This window comes from Micromonospora sp. NBC_00389 (assembly GCF_036059255.1).
Classification (GTDB): Bacteria; Actinomycetota; Actinomycetes; order Mycobacteriales; family Micromonosporaceae; genus Micromonospora.
The window spans coordinates 4,400,600-4,419,024 of sequence record NZ_CP107947.1 but is presented as its reverse complement, the minus strand read 5'-3'; the positions used below and the strand labels follow the sequence as shown (position 1 = coordinate 4,419,024).

General features: G+C 68.8%; 14 protein-coding genes and 1 pseudogene. 8 read left to right on the top strand and 7 right to left on the bottom strand.

The window, feature by feature from the left end; translation table 11 throughout:
• Positions 1-247: 247 nt before the first annotated feature.
• Positions 248-1,456, top strand: a complete 1,209-nt coding sequence (locus OG470_RS21005; protein WP_328414724.1) for an alpha/beta hydrolase family protein — start codon at positions 248-250, stop codon at positions 1,454-1,456.
• 89 nt (positions 1,457-1,545) lie between these two features.
• Here the strand turns inward: OG470_RS21005 and OG470_RS21000 are convergent, their stop codons facing one another.
• The 3 genes from OG470_RS21000 to OG470_RS20990 are packed head-to-tail and all read right to left on the bottom strand — an operon-like array spanning position 1,546 to position 3,336.
• Positions 1,546-2,280, bottom strand: a complete 735-nt coding sequence (locus OG470_RS21000; protein WP_328414722.1) for a tyrosine-type recombinase/integrase — start codon at positions 2,278-2,280, stop codon at positions 1,546-1,548.
• Between the two features lie 41 nt (positions 2,281-2,321).
• On the bottom strand, positions 2,322-2,861 hold the full coding sequence (locus OG470_RS20995) for a TetR/AcrR family transcriptional regulator (RefSeq protein ID WP_328414721.1): 540 nt from the start codon (positions 2,859-2,861) through the stop codon (positions 2,322-2,324).
• 22 nt (positions 2,862-2,883) lie between these two features.
• The gene (locus OG470_RS20990) at positions 2,884-3,336 is read right to left on the bottom strand and encodes a hypothetical protein (protein WP_328414719.1); all 453 of its coding nucleotides are present in this window, start codon (positions 3,334-3,336) and stop codon (positions 2,884-2,886) included.
• Positions 3,337-4,038: 702 nt separating this feature from the next.
• On the opposite strand from OG470_RS20990, the gene OG470_RS20985 reads away from it, so the two are divergent.
• A complete protein-coding gene (locus OG470_RS20985; protein WP_328414717.1) occupies positions 4,039-4,842 on the top strand; it encodes an inositol monophosphatase family protein in 804 nt (267 codons plus the stop codon).
• Between the two features lie 567 nt (positions 4,843-5,409).
• Here the strand turns inward: OG470_RS20985 and OG470_RS20980 are convergent.
• Complete coding sequence (locus tag OG470_RS20980; RefSeq protein WP_328414715.1) at positions 5,410-6,510, bottom strand: RNA-guided endonuclease InsQ/TnpB family protein; 1,101 nt, start codon at positions 6,508-6,510, stop codon at positions 5,410-5,412.
• Between the two features lie 150 nt (positions 6,511-6,660).
• Between OG470_RS20980 and OG470_RS20975 the strand changes: the two genes are divergently transcribed.
• From OG470_RS20975 to OG470_RS20965, 3 genes and pseudogenes are all read left to right on the top strand, one after another.
• Positions 6,661-6,792, top strand: coding sequence for a hypothetical protein (locus OG470_RS20975; RefSeq protein WP_328414713.1), 132 nt, complete (start codon positions 6,661-6,663; stop codon positions 6,790-6,792).
• 157 nt (positions 6,793-6,949) lie between these two features.
• On the top strand, positions 6,950-7,834 hold the full coding sequence (locus tag OG470_RS20970; protein ID WP_328414712.1) for an MHYT domain-containing protein: 885 nt from the start codon (positions 6,950-6,952) through the stop codon (positions 7,832-7,834).
• Positions 7,835-8,015: 181 nt separating this feature from the next.
• Positions 8,016-11,148, top strand: a pseudogene (locus OG470_RS20965) (Tn3 family transposase).
• 270 nt (positions 11,149-11,418) lie between these two features.
• Here the strand turns inward: OG470_RS20965 and OG470_RS20960 are convergent.
• Both OG470_RS20960 and OG470_RS20955 read right to left on the bottom strand, forming a co-directional pair.
• Positions 11,419-13,011, bottom strand: a complete 1,593-nt coding sequence (locus OG470_RS20960) for an MFS transporter (protein WP_328414711.1) — start codon at positions 13,009-13,011, stop codon at positions 11,419-11,421.
• A gap of 108 nt (positions 13,012-13,119) precedes the next feature.
• Positions 13,120-14,127 carry an NAD(P)/FAD-dependent oxidoreductase gene (locus OG470_RS20955; RefSeq protein ID WP_328414709.1) on the bottom strand — a complete coding sequence of 336 codons (1,008 nt, stop codon included), beginning with the start codon at positions 14,125-14,127 and terminating at the stop codon, positions 13,120-13,122.
• Positions 14,128-14,229: 102 nt separating this feature from the next.
• Here OG470_RS20955 and OG470_RS20950 point away from each other — a divergent pair, with 102 nt between their 5' ends.
• The 3 genes from OG470_RS20950 to OG470_RS20940 all read left to right on the top strand — a co-directional run bounded on the left by OG470_RS20950 (position 14,230) and on the right by OG470_RS20940 (position 17,038).
• Positions 14,230-14,826, top strand: coding sequence for an XRE family transcriptional regulator (locus tag OG470_RS20950; RefSeq protein ID WP_328414707.1), 597 nt, complete (start codon positions 14,230-14,232; stop codon positions 14,824-14,826).
• Between the two features lie 128 nt (positions 14,827-14,954).
• Entirely contained in the window at positions 14,955-15,827 is an 873-nt protein-coding gene (locus tag OG470_RS20945; RefSeq protein ID WP_328414705.1) for a class I SAM-dependent methyltransferase, read from the top strand.
• 203 nt (positions 15,828-16,030) lie between these two features.
• Positions 16,031-17,038, top strand: coding sequence for a recombinase family protein (locus OG470_RS20940; protein ID WP_328414703.1), 1,008 nt, complete (start codon positions 16,031-16,033; stop codon positions 17,036-17,038).
• 898 nt (positions 17,039-17,936) lie between these two features.
• Here OG470_RS20940 and OG470_RS20935 read toward each other — a convergent pair.
• Entirely contained in the window at positions 17,937-18,419 is a 483-nt protein-coding gene (locus OG470_RS20935) for an anthrone oxygenase family protein (RefSeq protein ID WP_328414702.1), read from the bottom strand.
• Positions 18,420-18,425 lie beyond the last annotated feature (6 nt).

The window sequence follows — 18,425 nt, the reverse complement described above, 5'->3', positions numbered from 1 at the left end:
GAGCGTGACGGGTCGAACCGGGGGAACCACCGTATCCAGAACGGGCTGGGCCTGGCTCTTGCCGCGGATCCTGGCGGCTCTTACCGTACTCGTCTGCTCGGTCCTCGTCCTTCCGGCTGCTCCCGCGAACGCCGCGCCTGACGGACCGACCGCCACCGAAGTGTCCTTCGCCGGCAACGGTGGCGTGGTCCTGCACGGCACCGTCCTGGCACCAGTGTCGACGACACAGCGCCGACCAGGGATGGTCATGATCGAGGGAGCGGGCAATCGAGGCCGACAGGAGCTGCGCCTCGCGGCCGAAGCACTCGCCCAGCGCGGAATTGTCACGCTCATTTACGACAAGCGGACCGAAGGCTACAACCTGTTACATCGCGACTATTCGGTGCTGGCCGACGATGCGCTCGCCGGCCTGCGACTGCTGCGCTCGCGCGCCGACATCGATCCGGCCCGGCTCGGGATGTGGGCGCTGTCCGAGGGGGCGTTTGTCGCGCCACTGGCCGCGAGCCGCTCGACCGACGTGAAATTCCTGATCACTGCCGGTGCGGTCGGTATCACTCCGGCCGCCCAGACCGCGTGGGGTTACGACGAGCAACTGCGGCACGCCGGAGTCTCCGGGTCCTTCACGCACACGATGCGGGTGACCGCCGTGCGGATGACGATCGGCGCGGGTGTCTTCCCCGAGGCCTTCTTCGACCCGGCACCGGCCTGGGAACAGGTACGCCAGCCGGTACTCGCCCAATGGGGTGAGTTGGACCGAGAAGCCCTCCCGAGGGAGAGCAGTCAGACCATCCGGCAGGCGTTGGAGCGTGGCGGCAACACCCATTACACGATCCGGTTCGTCCCTGCGGTCCGGCATAACCTGTACCTCACCGCCAACGGCGGGTTCGACCGACTCGCCAGAATCCCGGCCAACTACGGCGACTACGAGGCGTCCTGGATCGACCGCCTGACGCACGCCCTGCCCAACGCAAGCGCCGACCCGGCGCCGCCTCAGCACATTCCCAGCCCGACCCTCACGCCGCTGGCCTGGTACGAGTCACCCTGGCTCCAACTCGCAGCCCTGCTGGTGTTTCTGGTGGCCTTCGCCGGCTACCCGCTGACCGCCGCCGTCCGTCGGATTCGTGGCCGCCGCGGCGCGCCACCGGTACGGCGTCCCGCGCGCTGGCTGGCCGCCACCGGCCTGGCAACCACACTGGGTTTCCTGGTCTACCTCTTCTTCGTGATGGCCACCGCAGCGCATGTCGTCGGACCCGTTCTGATCGGCCGCCCGATGCCCTGGCTCGTCCTGCAGGTCCTCGCCGTCGCCACCGTCGTGGCCACCGTGGCGACCGCGCTGTCGTGGCGACGTCACCGCCGTGATCTCACGCATGCCCACCGAGCCCGACTCGGCCTACTCGTCGCAGCCGGCCTGCTGTTCCTACCCTGGGCGGCCTATTGGGGACTGCTTATCCCGTGACGGGCCGCAGGCCTCAACGGCCCGCGCAAGAACAGTCAACAGCCGCGCAGAGGACTCACACTCATCGGCAGATCCGCTCGTTGTGGTCGCTACGTTCCGGAGGCCATGTAGGCGGCGAGGATGTAGTTGGGGTGCCGGTCGAGGTTCTTGCGGGCGCGGTCGTAGCGCATGGTGGTGCGAAGGTCGGCGTGGCGGGCGGCGATCTGTACGTCGCGCAGGCTCACGCCGGCGTCGAGCATGGTGGTGACGAAGGTGTGGCGCAGCATGTGCGGGTGCATCCTCGGCATCCGGATCCCGGCGGCGGCAGCCAGGTGCTTGAGCCGGCGGGTCGCCGCATGCCGGTCCATCCGCGCCCCGATGGCATTGCGCAGAATCGGACCGTCGATGCGGCCGTCCACCGCACGGTCCACGGCCCTGGCCACCGCGGGCCGGAGCGGGACGAGGACGACTTTGCCGCCCTTGCCGCGGACGCGAAGGACGCGGTGGCCGTGTTCCTCTCCGAGGTCGCCGATGTTGGCGCCGCAGGTTTCGAAGATCCGCAGCCAAAGGAGTCCGAGCATGGCGATCAGCGCGAAGTCGTTCGGGTTGGCCGACTGTCGTGCGGTGGTGATCAGGGCTTCGAACTTTAGGTGGTCCAGCCCGAGGGTGGGTGATTCGGGTGGCACGACCGGTCGACGGACGTAGTCGGCGGGTGAGTGCGGCAGGATGTGGTCGATGACGCAGACGCGGTAGAAGCCGACCACCACCGACAGGCGGCGGGAGACGGTCGAGGGCTGAAAGCGGCGTACGTCCTGGAGCCAGCGCACGTACCGCTCGTCCGTCATGAGGCCGACCTCCGTTTGGCATGGTCAGAAAGGTGCGTGTGTCACGGGTCTCCTTGGGGCTGTGGTGTGCAGTAGATGGCGAACGCGCTGATCGCGTGGGCCCAGGCCGCGTCGAGGTCGGCGTTGGGTGGGAATCGGTTGGCCAGCTCGAGATCGACAAGGCCGTGTGCGAGGCCCCAGATGGCACGCGCGGCTGCGATGTTGCCGGCGGTGACCTTCAGCAGGGGCGCGGCCGCCGCGGCCTCGACGCCGGGCGCGAGACGTGGACGATCCAGGGAATGGCGGGCACTGAGCTCGTAGAGGCGAGGGTGCTCAAGCGCCCACCGCCGGTAGGCGGCGACGAGCGTGGCCAGGTCGGCGCTGGCCCCGGCCAGCGCGGCAGCGAGCCGTTCGAGCGCGCGCTGTTGCAGTGCAGTTTCGATCTCGGTCTTGCCGGCGATGTGTTTGTACAGCGAGGGTGCCTGGATGCGCAGTTCGTCGGCGAGGCGCCGCATGGTCACCGCGTCTGGGCCTTCACGTTCCAGGATCCGCTCGGCCGCGTCGACCACCTCGCCGCGGCGGTTCACCAGCGCCTCGGACAAGCCGGGATCGCTACCAGTGTCCTCATCCGGCGCGCTGGGTGGTGCCGCGCCAGTCCGGGGACGACGTCCAACCGCGACTCAACACGTAGGCGCCGACGAGGAGCACCGAGACGGTGCCATCCCAACCGACGATCGTTGCGGTGTCGGCGATGCCGCCGTGAGCGGCGTAGAGCAAGGCGGTCACCGTGAGCGCGATCTTGTGGAAGATCACCAGCTCCCACACACCTCGGTAGCTGCGCGGTGCCAGCGCAAGCAGCACGAACAGTCCCGTGAAGACGACGAGGCCGTAGGCTCGCCAGGTCTCGACGACTTTGGTCCCGCCATCGGCGTCCCAAACCGTGCTGGCCGCGGTGAGCGCGGCGCCGGCGGCGCCGACGGCGGCAAGCCACAGCATGATCCTTGCGATCCGATCGCGGCCAGGTCGCGGCGACCGCGCCGATGTGGTCGACACGGTGGAAATGCTGGTGATCATCAACTCTCCTCGGATCTGGCTAACATCGTTAGCCGGACCGTAGGCTAACAACGTTAGCCTCGTCAAGAGGTAGTCGGCCCCGGGCGCGACAAATTACGGCACGGGGCAGGGCGAGCAGCGCGACGACACGCATGCACTCTTCTCGGCAGAGTCGCTCATCATGTTCTGGAGTCCATGTACGCGGCGAGGATGTAGTTGAGGTGCTACCTGGCCTGCCCGACCCTGTTCCGGGATTCCTGGTTCCGGGGCCCACCCTCGACGAGCGCGCACTGGTGCGTCGGCACGTCGGTGAAGAACCGCCAGTGATCGTTGCCTTCGACGTCGACGCACCGACCGGGGATGATCTTCTTACCTGTCTCGTCGCAGCAGGATCGATTGAGGTGGCACGAGGCCTGGCCTACCGCTACTGGCGTGACAACCTCTGCTAGCGAACGCCCGGCAGCGCACGTGCGACCGCCAGAGCAATCACCTCGCCGGAGCCGCGACTGTCACTGACGGTGACGCTCACCGCAGCGGAGAGCGTCACCCAGTGGATGACGGCCGGCAGCGGCCTTCTCCGCATCGAGGCCCCACCAGAGCACCTGGTGACCAGCGACGGACTGTTAACGCACGATCGGCGGCAGATCCGGATATCTGATCGAGGCTCGCCCGCTGTGGGCCGGACGGCAGCTCACACTCGGAACCCGCCCGATCTATTGTGCGTGCATGTCGATCAACGATCGGGATCTGGTCATCAAGGCGGCGGAAGCGGGGGCTGCGGTCGTGCGCTCTCACTACGGGATAACCCTGACACGCTTCGAGAAGTCTGCAGGGGACTTCGCCACGACGGCCGACATCGAAGCGGAGAAGGCCATCCTCGACGTCTTGCACGCTGCCCGGCCGGACGACGTCGTGGTGGGAGAGGAAAGCGGACGCACGGGAACCGGCGGGAATGGACGTACGTGGCTGGTCGACCCGCTGTGCGGGACGCTGAACTATGCCGTACACAACATGCTGGTCTCGGTCAACGTAGCTCTGCGAACCGGCACACAGGTCGTCGTGGCAGCCTCGGCGGACCCCTTCGCCGATGAGGTGTTCTGGACTGACGGCGCTGGTGCGAACGTGCGTCGCGGCGGCGTGGACGAGCGACTCGCCCCGTCGGCCGAGTCGAGGCTGGTAGACGTCAATCTCGATCCACCGTTCCCCAACGAGCGAGTCTTCCGGGCCGCCCGGTTACTTACCGACAAAGGGTTCATCGAGCAGTTTCGCCCACGCGTCGTCTCCACCACCCTGGCGGTGGCTTGGGTCGCTGCCGGCCGACGCGCCGCCTACGTGACCGATGGCCACCTACGCGACAGCGTCCACTTCGCGGCCGGTATCGCCCTCTGCCAAGCCTCCGGCTGTGTGGTCACCGGGATCGACGGCCAGCCACTTCACACCGGAGCGGGCGGTCTCGTCGTGGCCGCCGACGAGCAAACGCACTCCGCCCTGCTGACCCTTGTCGAGAACCAGCATGCAGGAAGGGATTGATCGGGCATCCCCTTCTCGACACGAACGGACGCTGACCGGGCGTGCGGTCTGCGGCAGATCAGGATGCCGGCGGTGGTCGGCGGTGACGACAAGGCCCAAAGTCGGGTCGGCACATGTACGGCTGGGATGATCGTGACCATGTGGTTGGAGTCGCGGTGACGGGCCGGTGCGGTGGTTGATCGACCGGCAACCACGACCGGAAAGAAGCCGGCCGGACCAGCCGGGGCTGGGGCGAGGTCCCGCCGGAGCGGTACGGCCTGCTCGGTGTCGACGGTGACCTGCGACCGTCCCAGGATGGTCTTCACCTGCGGTGCTCAGCGCGAGTTCCCTGAGCAGCTCGTTCACGTCGCCCACGAGTGGCTGAAGCCGATGACCGGACCGCTGCAGACCCTCGACCCCCTGGCCGCGCGGCTGGACGGTTTCGTCGGCAGCATGTTCGTTCAGTTGACATCCTCCACCGCCCTGAAGGGCGGGGATTCCCTCGGTCGCCCGAGGGGGTTCCTGCTTCACCGGGCCGCGCCTTCACCGCTTTCGCGGGTCGGGTCTCACCGTCCCTCCACAGGCGTTTCACCTCTCCGCCAGCCCGGCGGCGAGAATGTTCTTCGCGGCGTTGACATCCCGGTCATGCACGGCATCACAGCCGGGACACGTCCAGACACGAACGCCAAGAGCCATCGCGGTGTTGATCCGCCCGCACGCCGAACAGGTCTTCGTGCTCGGATACCAGCGGTCAACGGCGATCACCGTCCGCCCGTACCAGGCGGCCTTGTACTCGATCATGCCGCGCAGCTGCGTCCATGCCGCGTCGGAAATGGCGCGGGCCAGCAAGTGGTTGCGCAGCATGGTGCGCACACTGAGATCCTCGATCACGACCGTTTGATTCTCACGGACGAGTCGAGTCGACAGCTTGTGCAGGTGATCCCGCCGCCGATCGCCGATGCGGACATGGATGCGGGCCACCGCCACGCGGGCTTTGGCCCGGTTAGCGGAGTCCTTGGCCTTACGGGCCAGCCGGCGTTGCGCCTTGGCCAACTTGCGCCGGTCAACGCGCTCATGACGCGGGTTGGTGACCTTCTCCCCGGTGGACAAGGTGAGCAGACTGGTGATGCCCGCGTCCACCCCCACCGCCGTGTCGACCGGCGGGAGCGGCGTCACGGTGGGATCCTCGACCAGCAGGGACACGAACCAGCGACCGGCCGGGTCGCGGGACACCGTGACCGTGGACGGCTGCGCGCCCGCCGGCAGGGCCCTGGACCACACGATGGTCAGCGGCGCGTCCATCTTGGCCAGGGTGAGCTGCCCCTCGCGCCAGCGGAACGCCGAGCGGGTGTACTCCGCCGACGCCCGAGACTTACGCTTGGACTTGAAACGCGGGTAACGCGACCGCTTACCCCAAAACCCGGCGAACCCGGCTTGCAGATGCCGCAGCGCCTGCTGCAACGGCACGGAACTGACCTCATTGAGGAACACCAGCTCCTCGGTGCGCTTCCACTCCGTCAGCCACGCCGACGACTGCACATAGGTGCTGCGCTGCCCGTGCACCGCCCACGCGCGGGTGCGCGCCTCCAAGGCCAGGTTGTACACCTTGCGCACGCACCCGAAAGTGCGGTTCAACTGCTCAGCCTGCAGCGGGGTCGGATAGAAGCGGTACTTGTACGCCCGCTTCACCACCTCACCCCCATGCCTCACATCCTACCAGTAGTTCATGTAAGTCTATCCCTGAGGGGAGGGAGCGGCGTTTCCTCCCCCGCCTGAAGCCAGGGGTATCCACGCCGCGACACCGATGAGGGGCGACGGCGGCCTCGACTGGCATCAGGTTTGAACAGGGTGGTCGACCTGCTCGGCCAGCTCGCCGACTCCGGCGGGCCGTCGGCTGACCTGCGGTCCACCGGCCGGCAGGCGATCGCCGCGTTCGACCGGAGGGTGCTGGCCGACCACGCGGCCGCCTGATTCATCATTCGGGCAGGCGGCGACGGTGAATAGACGCATTGGACAGTCACCACGACGGCACTGAATGCCCGAAGGTGCCGTTGCGCCTCGTGAGACGCCCCCGGATCATGGCCGTGGCACATCGTTACGCACGGGCCATTCTTCGGGGGAAACTGCCGTGGCGGAGATCAATCACTTTGAGTACGGGTGGATCACGCCCGCGTTGAGCTACGCGCTATCGGTGCTCGGCTCGTTCCTGGGCCTGATCTGTGCCACCCGCATCCGCATCGCGAGCAGCGCAGGCCAGCGGGTCTGGTGGGGCGGGTTGGCCGCCCTGGCGATCGGCGGCACCGCCATCTGGACCATGCACTTCATGGCGATGCTCGGCTTCGCCGTCGAGGGTACCCGGATCCGGTACGACCTGCCGATCACCGCGGCCAGCGCGGTCTTCGCCGTGGTGGCGGTCGGCATCGGACTGGCCATTGCCGGCACCGGGCGGGTGTCCGTACTGCGCATCGTCGGCGGCGGCCTCTTCACCGGCGCCGGGGTCGCGGCGATGCACTACACCGGCATGGCGGCGATGCGGCTCGACGGACGGCTCAGCTACGACCGGACCCGGGTGGTGCTCTCGATTGTCATCGCGGTGGTCGCCGCCGCGGTGGCGCTCTGGCTGGCGGTGACCGTCCGCCGAGGCCTGGCGATTTTCGGCTCCGCGCTGGTGATGGGCGTTGCGGTCAACGGCATGCATTTCACCGGGATGAGTGCCCTCTCTGCGCACCTGCATCCGGGCGGGGGTGAGGTCACGGGTGCGGACGTGAGCACCCTGCTGGTGCCGATCATCCTGGCGGTGATCTTCGTGGTGGTCGGCCTGGTCTACGCGCTGCTTGCGGCCCCCACGGACGAGGACCGGGCCGCAGCGGCGTACCTGAACGGCCGGCTCACCGCCGAGCCCGCCGACCGATCGGGCGAAGTGACTGCGGAGCCGGTAGGGCTCCGCGCCCGGCCGACCCTGGGGCGGCCGGGCACGCCGTTCCCGTCCCGCCCGGACCGTGCCCCCCTCTGACGGATCGCGTCGGTCGTGCGTGAGGTGGGCGGATCTCGGCGTTGGGGACCAGCGGTACAGCCGTTGGCGCTAAGGAATTGATCATGGTCGTCTAGCACGGGTAATCGGCCTGCTGCGGGGGTTCTCCGGAAGATCCTCGGTCGCTGGCGGTCGCTGGCGGTCGCTGGCTACCGTCCGCAGCATGCCGGTGGAATTTTTGACTGATGAGCAGGCCGAGGCGTACGGGAAGTTTGCCGAGGAGCCGACGAGGCCCGAGCTGGAGCGGTTCTTCTTCCTCGACGACGAGGATCGGAAGCTGATCGCGAAGCGGCGCGGTGACCACAACCGGCTCGGCTTTGCCCTCCAGATGTGCACGGTCCGCTACATCGGGCTGTTCCTGGAGGACCCTCTGGCCGTGCCGTGGCCGGTGGTGGAACACCTCGCCGCGCAGCTGGAGATCGAGGACGTCTCGTGCGTCAAGGAGTACACCGAGCGGCTGAAGACGGCGTATGAGCACGCGTGGGAGATACGTGACGCGTACGGCTACCACCCGTACGAGGACCACGATCAGGGCCGGAGGTTCCGGACGTTCCTGCACGGGCGGGCGTGGACGGCTCATGCGGAGGGGCCGAAGGCGCTGTTCGATCACGCGGTGGGCTGGCTGCGCCGGCACCGGGTGCTGCTGCCGGGGGTGAGCGTGCTGGCCCGGCAGGTCGCCGAGGTCCGCGCCATCGCGGACAAACGGCTGCACGCTACGGTCGCCAAGGAGGTCCGGCGGGCGGACGCGGCGCTGCCCGGGGACCTGGTGGCCACGCTGAAGACGCCGGAGGGCAAGCGGTATTCGGAACTGGAGCGGATGCGCCGGCCGCCGACGCGGACCACGGGCACCGCGATGAAGGGCGCTTTGCAGCGGGTCGAGGACATCGCCGCCTTCCATCTGGGGCGGGTGAAGCTGGACAAGATTCCGCCGAACCGGCTGTCCGCGCTGGCCCGCTACGGGCTGGGCACCAAGGCGGCGAAGCTGGAGAGGACCAGTGAGCCCAAGCGCACGGCGATGCTCACCGCAGTGATGCGCCACCGGGAGGCCAAGGCGATCGACGACGCCCTGGACCTGTTCGAGATCCTGATGGCCACGAGGCTGATCAGCACCGCGAAGCGGTCCAGCGAGAAGCAGCGCCTGTCCACGCTGCCGCAGTTGGAGAAGGCATCGCGGCTGGTGGCGAGGGCGGCGGCGGTATGCATCGAGGAACTGGAGCTCATCGAGCAGACCGGCTGCGATGTGGACGTGGCCGCGCTGTGGGCGGCGCTGGAGGAGGTCGCGCCCCGGGCGGCGCTGTCCAGCGCGGCAGTCACGGTGGTGAGCCTGGTGCCGGAGGGCGACGACACGGCCGAGACCGCACTGCGGAGCGCGCTGGCGCTGCGCTACAACACCGTCAAGCCGTTCCTGTCCTTGCTGGGTGAGTCGAAGGCGCTGGACGCTGCGCCCGGCGGCAGGCGGATTCTCACCGGGGTGCAGCGGCTCCCGGCGCTCTCGCGGAGGAAGGTGGTCGAGAAGCCGCTGCTGCCGCGTGAGGTCGACGACAAGCTGGCTCCGTCGCACTGGCGCAAGGCGGTGTACGCGAACGCGGACCTGCCGGAGGGGGCGGTGGACCGCGATGCGTACGTGGTGTGCGTGCTGGAACAGCTCTTCGGAGCCCTCAAGCGCCGCGACATCTTCGCCTCTCCCTCGCACCGGTGGTCCGACCCGCGCGCCCGCCTGCTCCAGGGCAAGGGGTGGGAGGCGGTGCGCGAGGACGTCCTGGCGGGCCTGAGCCTGGACGAGGACGCGGAGTGGCACCTTCGGGAACTGGTTGATGTGCTGGACGCGACGTGGAAGCAGATGGCTGAGCGGCTGGAGGAGGCCGGCGACGACGCGAAGATCAGCATCGAGGTGCAGCCCAACGGGCGGGCGAAGCTGAACGTGGAGAAGCTCCACGCGCTCGGTGAGCCGAAGTCGCTGAAGTGGCTGCGCGAGCGCGTCGAGAAGATGCTCCCGAAGATCGACCTGCCGGACCTGTTGTTCGAGGTGCACGCCTGGACCGGGTTCCTGGACGCCTTCGTGCACCTGGGCGACGGCAAGACCCGCATGAAGGACCTGACGACCTCGATGGTCGCGCTGCTGGTCTCGGAGGCGTGCAACATCGGCATGACGCCGGTCATCAACCCGGGCTACGAGGCACTGACCCGATCCCGGCTGGTCCACGTCGACCAGTACTACCTGCGCGCGGATACCATCGCCGCGGCAAACGCCGCCCTGATCGAGGCCCAGGCCCGGGTGCCGATCGTGCAGTTCTGGGGCAAGGGCCTGCTGGCCTCAATCGACGGCCTGCGCTTCGTCGTCCCCACGCGGACCATCAACGCCGCACCCTCGCCGAAGTACTTCGCGAAGAAGAAGGGCATCACCTGGCTGAACGCGATCAATGACCAGGTGATCGGCATCGGGCAGATGGTGGTGCCCGGCACCCCGCGTGACTCCCTGTTCATCCTGGATGCCCTGCTGAACCTGGACGGCGGGGTGAAGCCGGAGATGGTCGCCACCGACAACGCTTCTTACAGCGACATGGTGTTCGGCATCTTCAAGATGCTCGGCTACCGCTTCTCCCCGCGCTTCAAGGATCTGGAGGACCAGCGGTTCTGGAAGGCCCAGATGCCCGGCGCCGAGAACGCCGGCGGGTACGGGCCGCTGGAGGCCATCGCCCGCAACAAGGTGAACGTGAAGAAGGTGATCACACTGGCCGGACATGCTGCGGGTGGCCGGCTCCCTGGTCACCAACCAGGTGAGGGCCTACGACCTGCTGCGGATGTTCGGCCGCGAGGGCCACCCGACCCCGCTCGGGCAGGCGTTCGCCGAGTACGGGCGGATCGCCAAGACCCTGCACCTGCTCGCCGTCGTCGACCCCATGGACGACACGTACCGGCGCCAGATGCACAAGCAGCTCACCGTCCAGGAGTCCCGCCACAACCTCGCCCGGAACATCTGCCACGGCAAGAAGGGCACCATCCACCAGGCGTACCGGGACGGGATGGAGAATCAGTTGGGCTCGCTGGGTCTCGTTTTGAACGCCGTGGTGCTCTGGACGACCCGGTACATCGATGCCGCCGTCGTCCAACTCCGCGCCGAGGGCCACGACATCAGGGACGAGGACGTGGCCCGGCTGTCCCCGCTCAAGCACAGGAATCTGAACGTCCTGGGCCGCTACAGCTTCACCGCCTCCCAGCCGGGCGACGGCCTGCGCCCGCTGCGCGATCCGGAAGCCGTCGATCTCGACGACGATGACGACGGCAACGACGAGTGAGCCCGGCACACGGGGCGGCTTGGGCATCATGAGGGCCAGGGACGACGTCGAGCTCACCGGGGACGAGCATGAACACGGTCCATACAGACGCCAACTGAAGGCACGGATCACCGAGGTCGGGGAGCCGTTGGTGGCTGCATGTCATGGCCCGGGTCACGAAATCGGCGCACGATCAGCCGGGCCGGGCCGGGATCCGGTCGGCCGATCGTGCGCCGGCGAACGCGATGTACGCGGAGCGGTGTGTCTGGTGTGCGTCTGGCTCTTGTGCGGTCAGCGGGCGGCGAGGGCCTCGGCGGTTTCTGCCTCGGCGGTGACCGCAGGTGTTGTGTTCTTGGGGCCGCCGAAGACGATGTAGACGAGCAGGGCGCCCATGACGGCGGCGCCTGCCCACATGGACTGCTGCCAGCCGTCGACGAAGGACTGCTGGGCTGCGTGGAGCAGGTCCTGGGCGTGCGGGCCGGCGTTGCCGGCCGCTTCGACGGCGTTGGCAACGCCGTCGCGCGCGGTGTCCGCGGTTCCTTGGGGGATGCCGTGCAGCCGGTTGTCGATGGCGCCGCGGTAGCCGTTGGCCAGCAGCGCGCCGAGCAGAGCGACGCCGAGTGCGGTGCCGAACTCGCGGGTGACGTCGTTCAGGGCAGAGGCCACGCCCTGCTTGGCGCGCGGCAGGGACGCGGTGATGGCGGTGGTGGACGGGGTCATCGACAGACCCATGCCCAGTCCCGTGGCGAGCAGTCCGGGCAGGATGGACAGGTAGCCGCCCTTGACGGAGACGAGCAGGGCCATGAGCACGAGACCGAGTCCGGCCAGCGCGATGCCTGCCGCCATGGTGGAGCGGGAACCGATGCCCGCGGCGAGCTTGGGGGCCAGGCCGGAGGTGGCCATCATCATGACGGCCATGGGCATCATGGCGGCCGTGGACAGCAGCCCGGACCAGCCGAGCACGGCCTGGAAGAACGGGAAGAGGACCACGCCGATGCCCGCCTGGACACCGAAGACCACCAGCAGTGTGATCGAGCCGCCGCTCAGGCCGCGCTCGCGGAACAGCCGCACGTCCAGCAGTGCGCTATCGCGGCGGTGCAGCTCCCAGGCCACGAAGCCGATGGCCGCGAGGAGACCGACGGCGAGGCTGATCAGAGTGACGGGGACGGTCCAGCCGCGTTCGGGGCCTTCTTGCAGGACGAAGATGAGGCCGGTCACGGCGAGGGTGGAGAGCAGCGCGCCGGCGGTGTCGAAGCGGTGGGCCGAGGTCTCGCGGGAGTTGGGAACCGACTTCGCCGTCATGGCCAGGGCCGCGAGGATCAGGGCCACCGGCAGAGCGAACAGCCAGCGCCAGGAGGCGACGTCGACGAGGAGGGCGGAGAGGAACATGCCCAGGATGCCGCCGCCGCCGGCGACGCCGGTCCATACGCCGATCGCCTTGCCGCGCTGTTCCTCGGGGAAGGTAGAGGTGATGACGGCCAGGGTGATCGGCATGATCATCGCGGCGCCGATACCGCTGGCGACGCGTGCGGCAATCATCACCTCCGCCGTCGGGGCCAGGGCCGAGACGACGGTGGCGACGCCGAAGAAGCCCAGTCCGGCGAGGAGCATGGGCTTGCGTCCCAGGCGGTCGCCGATGGCGCCGAGCGGCAGCAGCAGGGCGGCCAGGGCGAGGGTGTAGATGTTGATGATCCACAGGACCGTGTTCTGCGAGGCGCCGAACTCCACGGCCATGTGGGTCTGCGCGACGTTCAGCCCGGACACCGAGGCGATGACCGACATCAGCGCGAGGGAGACGGTGATCAGGACCGTCCGCAGCTGACGCGCGTCTGGGCTGCCTTCGCCACTGGCTGGCGCGGCTTGTGGGGGCTGGGGTGTGCTCATGGATTTCCTCACAAAATGGGCATGCCGAGCTGACGCCGGGCAGGGCCGGTCGGTGGGTGAACGGGGCGGGTTGGGCCGGGCGGTCGGCCGGGCCCCCGGGAGGGGATGTCAGGGGGCGGGTGTCTCGCCCCGCGCGGCGGCGAGCGCGGCGTCGGTGTCCGCGGTGACCAGCACGGCGTTGATGTGGGAGCCGGCCAGGGCGCCGGCCGCGGCGGAGGCGCCGACCTGGGCGGCAAGGTCGGTGGCGTTGCCTGCCACCCACACGCCCGGCACCTCGGTGGTGCCGGCCATGCCGGAGGCGAAGCGGCGGCCCATGTGGTCGGGCAGGTCCTCCATGGGCAGCTTCAGCGCGTCCAGGCCCTCGGTGCGGGCCTGCATCTGTGTGGCGACCGCGAGGACGCGGCGGCCCACGACCTGGCCGCCGGTCAGGCGCAGCCCGGCGAGGGTGCCGTCCTCGTGGTTGACGACCTCCTGCACCGGGGTGTCGACGATGGGGATGTTGCGGGCGGCGAAGCGGGCGCGGGTGTCCTCATCCAGGGCAGTGCCGTGGGTGAAGTAGGTCAGGTCCTCGGTCAGTTGGCGGAACAGGAGTGCGTGGTGGACGGAGGCCGGGCCGGTGGCGAGGACGCCGATGGGCTGGTCGCGGACCTCCCAGCCGTGGCAGTACGGGCAGTGCACCACACTGTCTCCCCAGTGTTCGGCGAGGCCGGGGACCTCGGGCAGCACGTCCCGCAGACCCGTGGCCACCAGGAGGCGGCGCGCGGTGATGCTGTGGCCGTCGGCCAGGGTGAGGGTGAAACGCAAGTCTCCGTCGGCCGACGGGGCGGCCGGGGCGGCAGAGGCCACCGTGCCGAAGACGATGTGTCCGCCGTACTGGCGCACCTGCTCCCGGCCCCGCCGGAGGATCTCGCGCGGCGGGGTGCCGTCCAGCACGATGAAGCCGTGCATGGCCGCAGCCGGCGCGTTGCGCGGGGAGCCGCTGTCGATCACGACGACCGACCGGCGGGAGCGGGCCAGCGTCAAGGCGCCGTTCAGCCCTGCGGCGCCCCCGCCGATCACCACTGCGTCGACGGTTCCACCGGGCAGTGCGTCGCTCGCGTACGGAGAAGTCGTCATAGCCATGTCCTCCTGCTCTTTCGTCGTGCGTGGTCCCAGACACTGCGGACCATCTACACAGACGCTAACCCCGCATTGCATTCGGGGCATACAATGTTGCTCATGACGCAAGAAAGTGGAGAGCTGGACAGCCTCGTACGCAAACGCATCCGCGCGCTGCGGGTGGCGCAGGGCCTGTCACTGGAAGAACTGGCCACCCGCGCCCACCTCAGCCAGTCCTCACTGAGCCGCATCGAGAACGGCCAGCGCCGCCTCGCACTGGACCAGCTGGTCACCCTCGCCCGCGCCCTGGACACGACGCTGGACCAGCTCGTGGAGACCGCCACCGACGACGTCGTCACCAGTCCGACGATCGACAGCACCCACGGCCGGATGCGCTGGACCCTGAAGGCCGACCCCGGCATGAGCGTGGTGCGCCAGCGCCTGACCGACCCCCCGCCCGACAACCCCGCCCGCATGCGCGCCCACCCGGGGCGCGAGTGGCTCGTCGTACTGTCCGGCACCGCGATCCTCATGCTCGGCCAGCGCCGCTTCCGCATCGAGACCAACCAGGCCGCTGAGTTCCCCACGATGATGCCGCACGCGATCGGCGCCGAGGGCGGACCCTGCGAGATCCTGGGTCTCTTCGACCGCGACGCCCGCCGCGGCCACCAGCGCGACGACGGAGACGGCGGCGACGCTCAAGGCCCTCCCGAATGACGGCGCGAGCCGCACGACGGCCTCCGCAGCGGTGCCCTTTTGCGCGTCAGGCAGCACCTACGGCCATCGTCTTGCGCAAATAGGGAGACAGTACGCCTCTGACGCATAGTCGACCTAGGGTGAAGAGCATGAATCAAGCACACACGCACACCCCCCACCACGGCGTTTCGCACGGCCACCACCACGAGCAGGACACCAGCGGCCAGGCGGAGATCCTCGACCTGGACGCCGAGGTCCTCGCCGAGCACACCGCCTCCATCACCGCGTCGCTGCCACTGAAGACCGCCCCCGGCCACATCGTGGACCTCGGCTGCGGCACGGGCACGGGCACCTTCGCCCTCCTCGACCGCTTCCCCGACGCGCACGTCACCGCCGTCGACACGTCCGCCGAACACCTTCAGCGCCTGCGCACCAAGGCGTGCACCCGCGGCGTCGAGGAACGCGTACGCACCGTGCAGGCCGACCTCGACGACGACGCCTGGCCCGACCTCGGCTCGCCCGACCTGATCTGGGCATCGGCATCGATGCACCACATGGCCCACCCCGAGCGCGCGCTGCGCACCGTCCACGACACGCTCGCGCCCAACGGCCTGTTCGCCGTCGTCGAACTGGCCGGCCACCCCCGCTTCCTGCCCGAGAATGCCCCCACGGACCGGCCCGGCCTGGAAGAGCGCGTCCACGCCGCAGCCGACCGCCGCCAAGCCGAACACATGCCCCACCGCGGCGCCGACTGGGGCCCGATGCTGGCCGCCGCCGGCTTCACCGTCGAGGACGAACGCACCATCGCCTTGGACATCGCGGGCGACCGCAGCGAAGCGATCGGCCGCTACGCCCTTGGCGTCCTGCAGCGCATCCGCAGCGTCATCGCCGACAGGCTCTCCCCCGAGGACCTCTCCGCGCTCGACCGGCTCCTCGACACCACCAGCCCGCACAGCATCCTGCGCCGCGACGACCTGACGGTACGCACCGAACGCACCGTCTGGGCCGCCCGCCGCGCCTGACCCCCAACACGGGGTGCCACGTCCGGCGCGGTCACGCGGAACCATGCCGTCACGTCCGCGTGACGCAAGGGCATTCTCACAAATGACCATCTGTGAGAGTTCTGAGAACGGCCCCCGGGTGATCACGTTTCCGCAGGTCGCCACTCGCAAAAGTCCCCTCAAAACCTGCACGTTGTGCGAGGCACTTCTGAGAGACTTCCCGCATGGATCTCACGCCCGATCAGGCCGCAGTTGCGGTAGAACGTCACGACTGCACGAAATGTGACGCGCTCGCCGGCAGCGCCTGCCGCACCCGGGGCGGGAAGACCGCCGCGAAGTACCACACCCCCCGCTTCGTCCTCGTCCCCGCGCTCCGCGAGGAACTGGAGATCCCCGTCCCCGCCGACCGCGCTCCCGGCCGCGCGTGGAAGCAGGGGCCGGCGCTCGCCGTCGTCCCCGCGCCCCGCACCGAGCGGCCGGTGAGGATCGGGTACGCGAGGACGTCGACCGCACGGCAGGAGCTGGCGAGCCAGCTCGAAGCCCTGCACCGGGCGGAGTGCCACAAGAGCTTCAAGGAGCAGATCAGCACCCGCGTGAAGGTGCGGCCCGAGCTGGAGAAGGCGCTCGCGCTGGCCCACCAGTTCAAGGAGGCCGCACCCGATACGCCGGTCATCTTCACGGTGCACGAGCTCAAGAGGCTGGCGAGGAACGCGGCCGAGCTGATGAGTCTGTCCGCCGAGCTCCAGGCCGGCGGCATCCAGCTCGAACTCCTCACCGGACCACTCACCGGGATCTACGACCCCAACGGCATGGGCGCCATGTTCTTCGCCGTGCTCGCCGTCGCCGGGCAGATCGAGCGCAACTACATCCGGGAGAAGACCCTCGAAGGCCAGGTCATCGCCGCGTCCAAGGGCAACCACGGCGGACGGCCGAAGGTCATCGACGACGACATGCTCACCTTCGCCGTCGCCCTGAAGGACAAGGGCGTCCCCGTCCCCGAGATCGCCAAGAAGCTCACCATCAAGTTCGGGAAGAACGCGGGCAAGCACCCCTCGGTCGCCTCGCTCTACCGGGCGCTCTCGGAAGCCGAGGCCGCCGCGGTGGACGACGGCCTGCCGCTCCGGCCCAAGCCCGCCCGTATCCGCCGGCCCGAAGACCCGCTCACCGCCGAGGAGATCGACCTCCGCGACCGGCTCCAGGCCCAGCCCCACCCCAACGCCGAGATGCGGTAGGGCCTGCCCTGCCTGCTACCGGCCCTCCAAGTAGTCGGCAGCGCGTTCGGCGGCCTCATCGGGGGACAGCCTCCGACGGGCCGGTGGCCGGTCCCGCCGACGCTCAAGGAAACGGGCCAACCAGGCCCACCGCACACCTGATTTCTGCTCATCACTCATCGAGCAAGATGATCCCATGGCCCCTTTCGGGCTCACCTCGGCGGCCCAGGGAACAAGATCAAGTGCTTAACGCCAACGGCTGTACCGATGGTCCCCAAGGCCGGATCTAGCTGGCGTCCTGCCGGGCAGCCAGCGCATCGACGAGGCGGCGGCCGAGGCCGTGGACTATCGGGCCGCGAACATCCGCGCCGGATACGTCTACGTGATCTCCAACATCGGGGCGTTCGGCGAGGACGTCGGAACTGGTGACGCGACCACCCACAACGCCTTCCGGCATCACGAGCATGGCGCGCACGGCGCCGGCGTCAAGGCCAAGCCCCTGCGGGGTGGGCCTACGGCCCAGCCGTTGACCCCGGCACCGCACACACGCCTGCCCGAAACCCAATGCCGGAACCGGAAAAATCAACGTCAGCCGGTCAAAATCCCAGCCTTGACCGGCCCCGCTCCTTCATGGATGACACAGAGAGGTGCCAGATCCGGTCGTTGCGCGGCCACGACCGACGCCCTGATCGCGGCAAGAGAGTGCTGATGATCTTCCGGCCGCGAGGCTCTACCGCCCGGCCAACCGGCCGCGGGCTGGACTCAGGCATTGCCCGGCGCTTAGGTGTCTTTGCTGACGAGGTAGGGCCGATCTGCATGCGGCGTAGGTCGGAGCCGGCCAGGACGGTGAGGGCGTCGTGGCGGCCGTACAGGCCGGCGCAGAACGAGGTGAGCAGACCTCACCGTCTCGCCTGCTGACTCAGTCGGTGGTACGGCCATAGACAATCAGAGCCCAGGTGAGGCAGCCGAACGCGGCCGTGCTGGCCAGCGCGCGGACGATGTTCCAGGTGACCCAGCTGGATTCGAATTGCTCGCGTACGGCTGCGAGATCGGCGATGTGGCCGGGATTGCCGGCCGCCGCGAGCTTGTCGTTGAGCGGGACGTTGACGGCGGTGGTGATGATGAACATCGTCAGGTACAGGGCGAACCCGCCGATGATCCACGGCAGTGCCGGGCGGCCTTCTCCGCGCCAGGCCAGGAGAGCCGACAGTGCGGCGAACACCAGTGCGCCCAGGAAGCTCAGCATGAACCAGCCGTTGACGATGGTCACGTTGATCCGCTGCATCGTGTCCACGAACGTCCGGTCGTCGGCCCCTTTGAGTGCGGGCATGACTGCGTAGGCGAAGGCGGCGAACAGCCCTGCCATGAGCCCGGTGGTGATGATGGCGGCGACCAGCGACACGTTCTG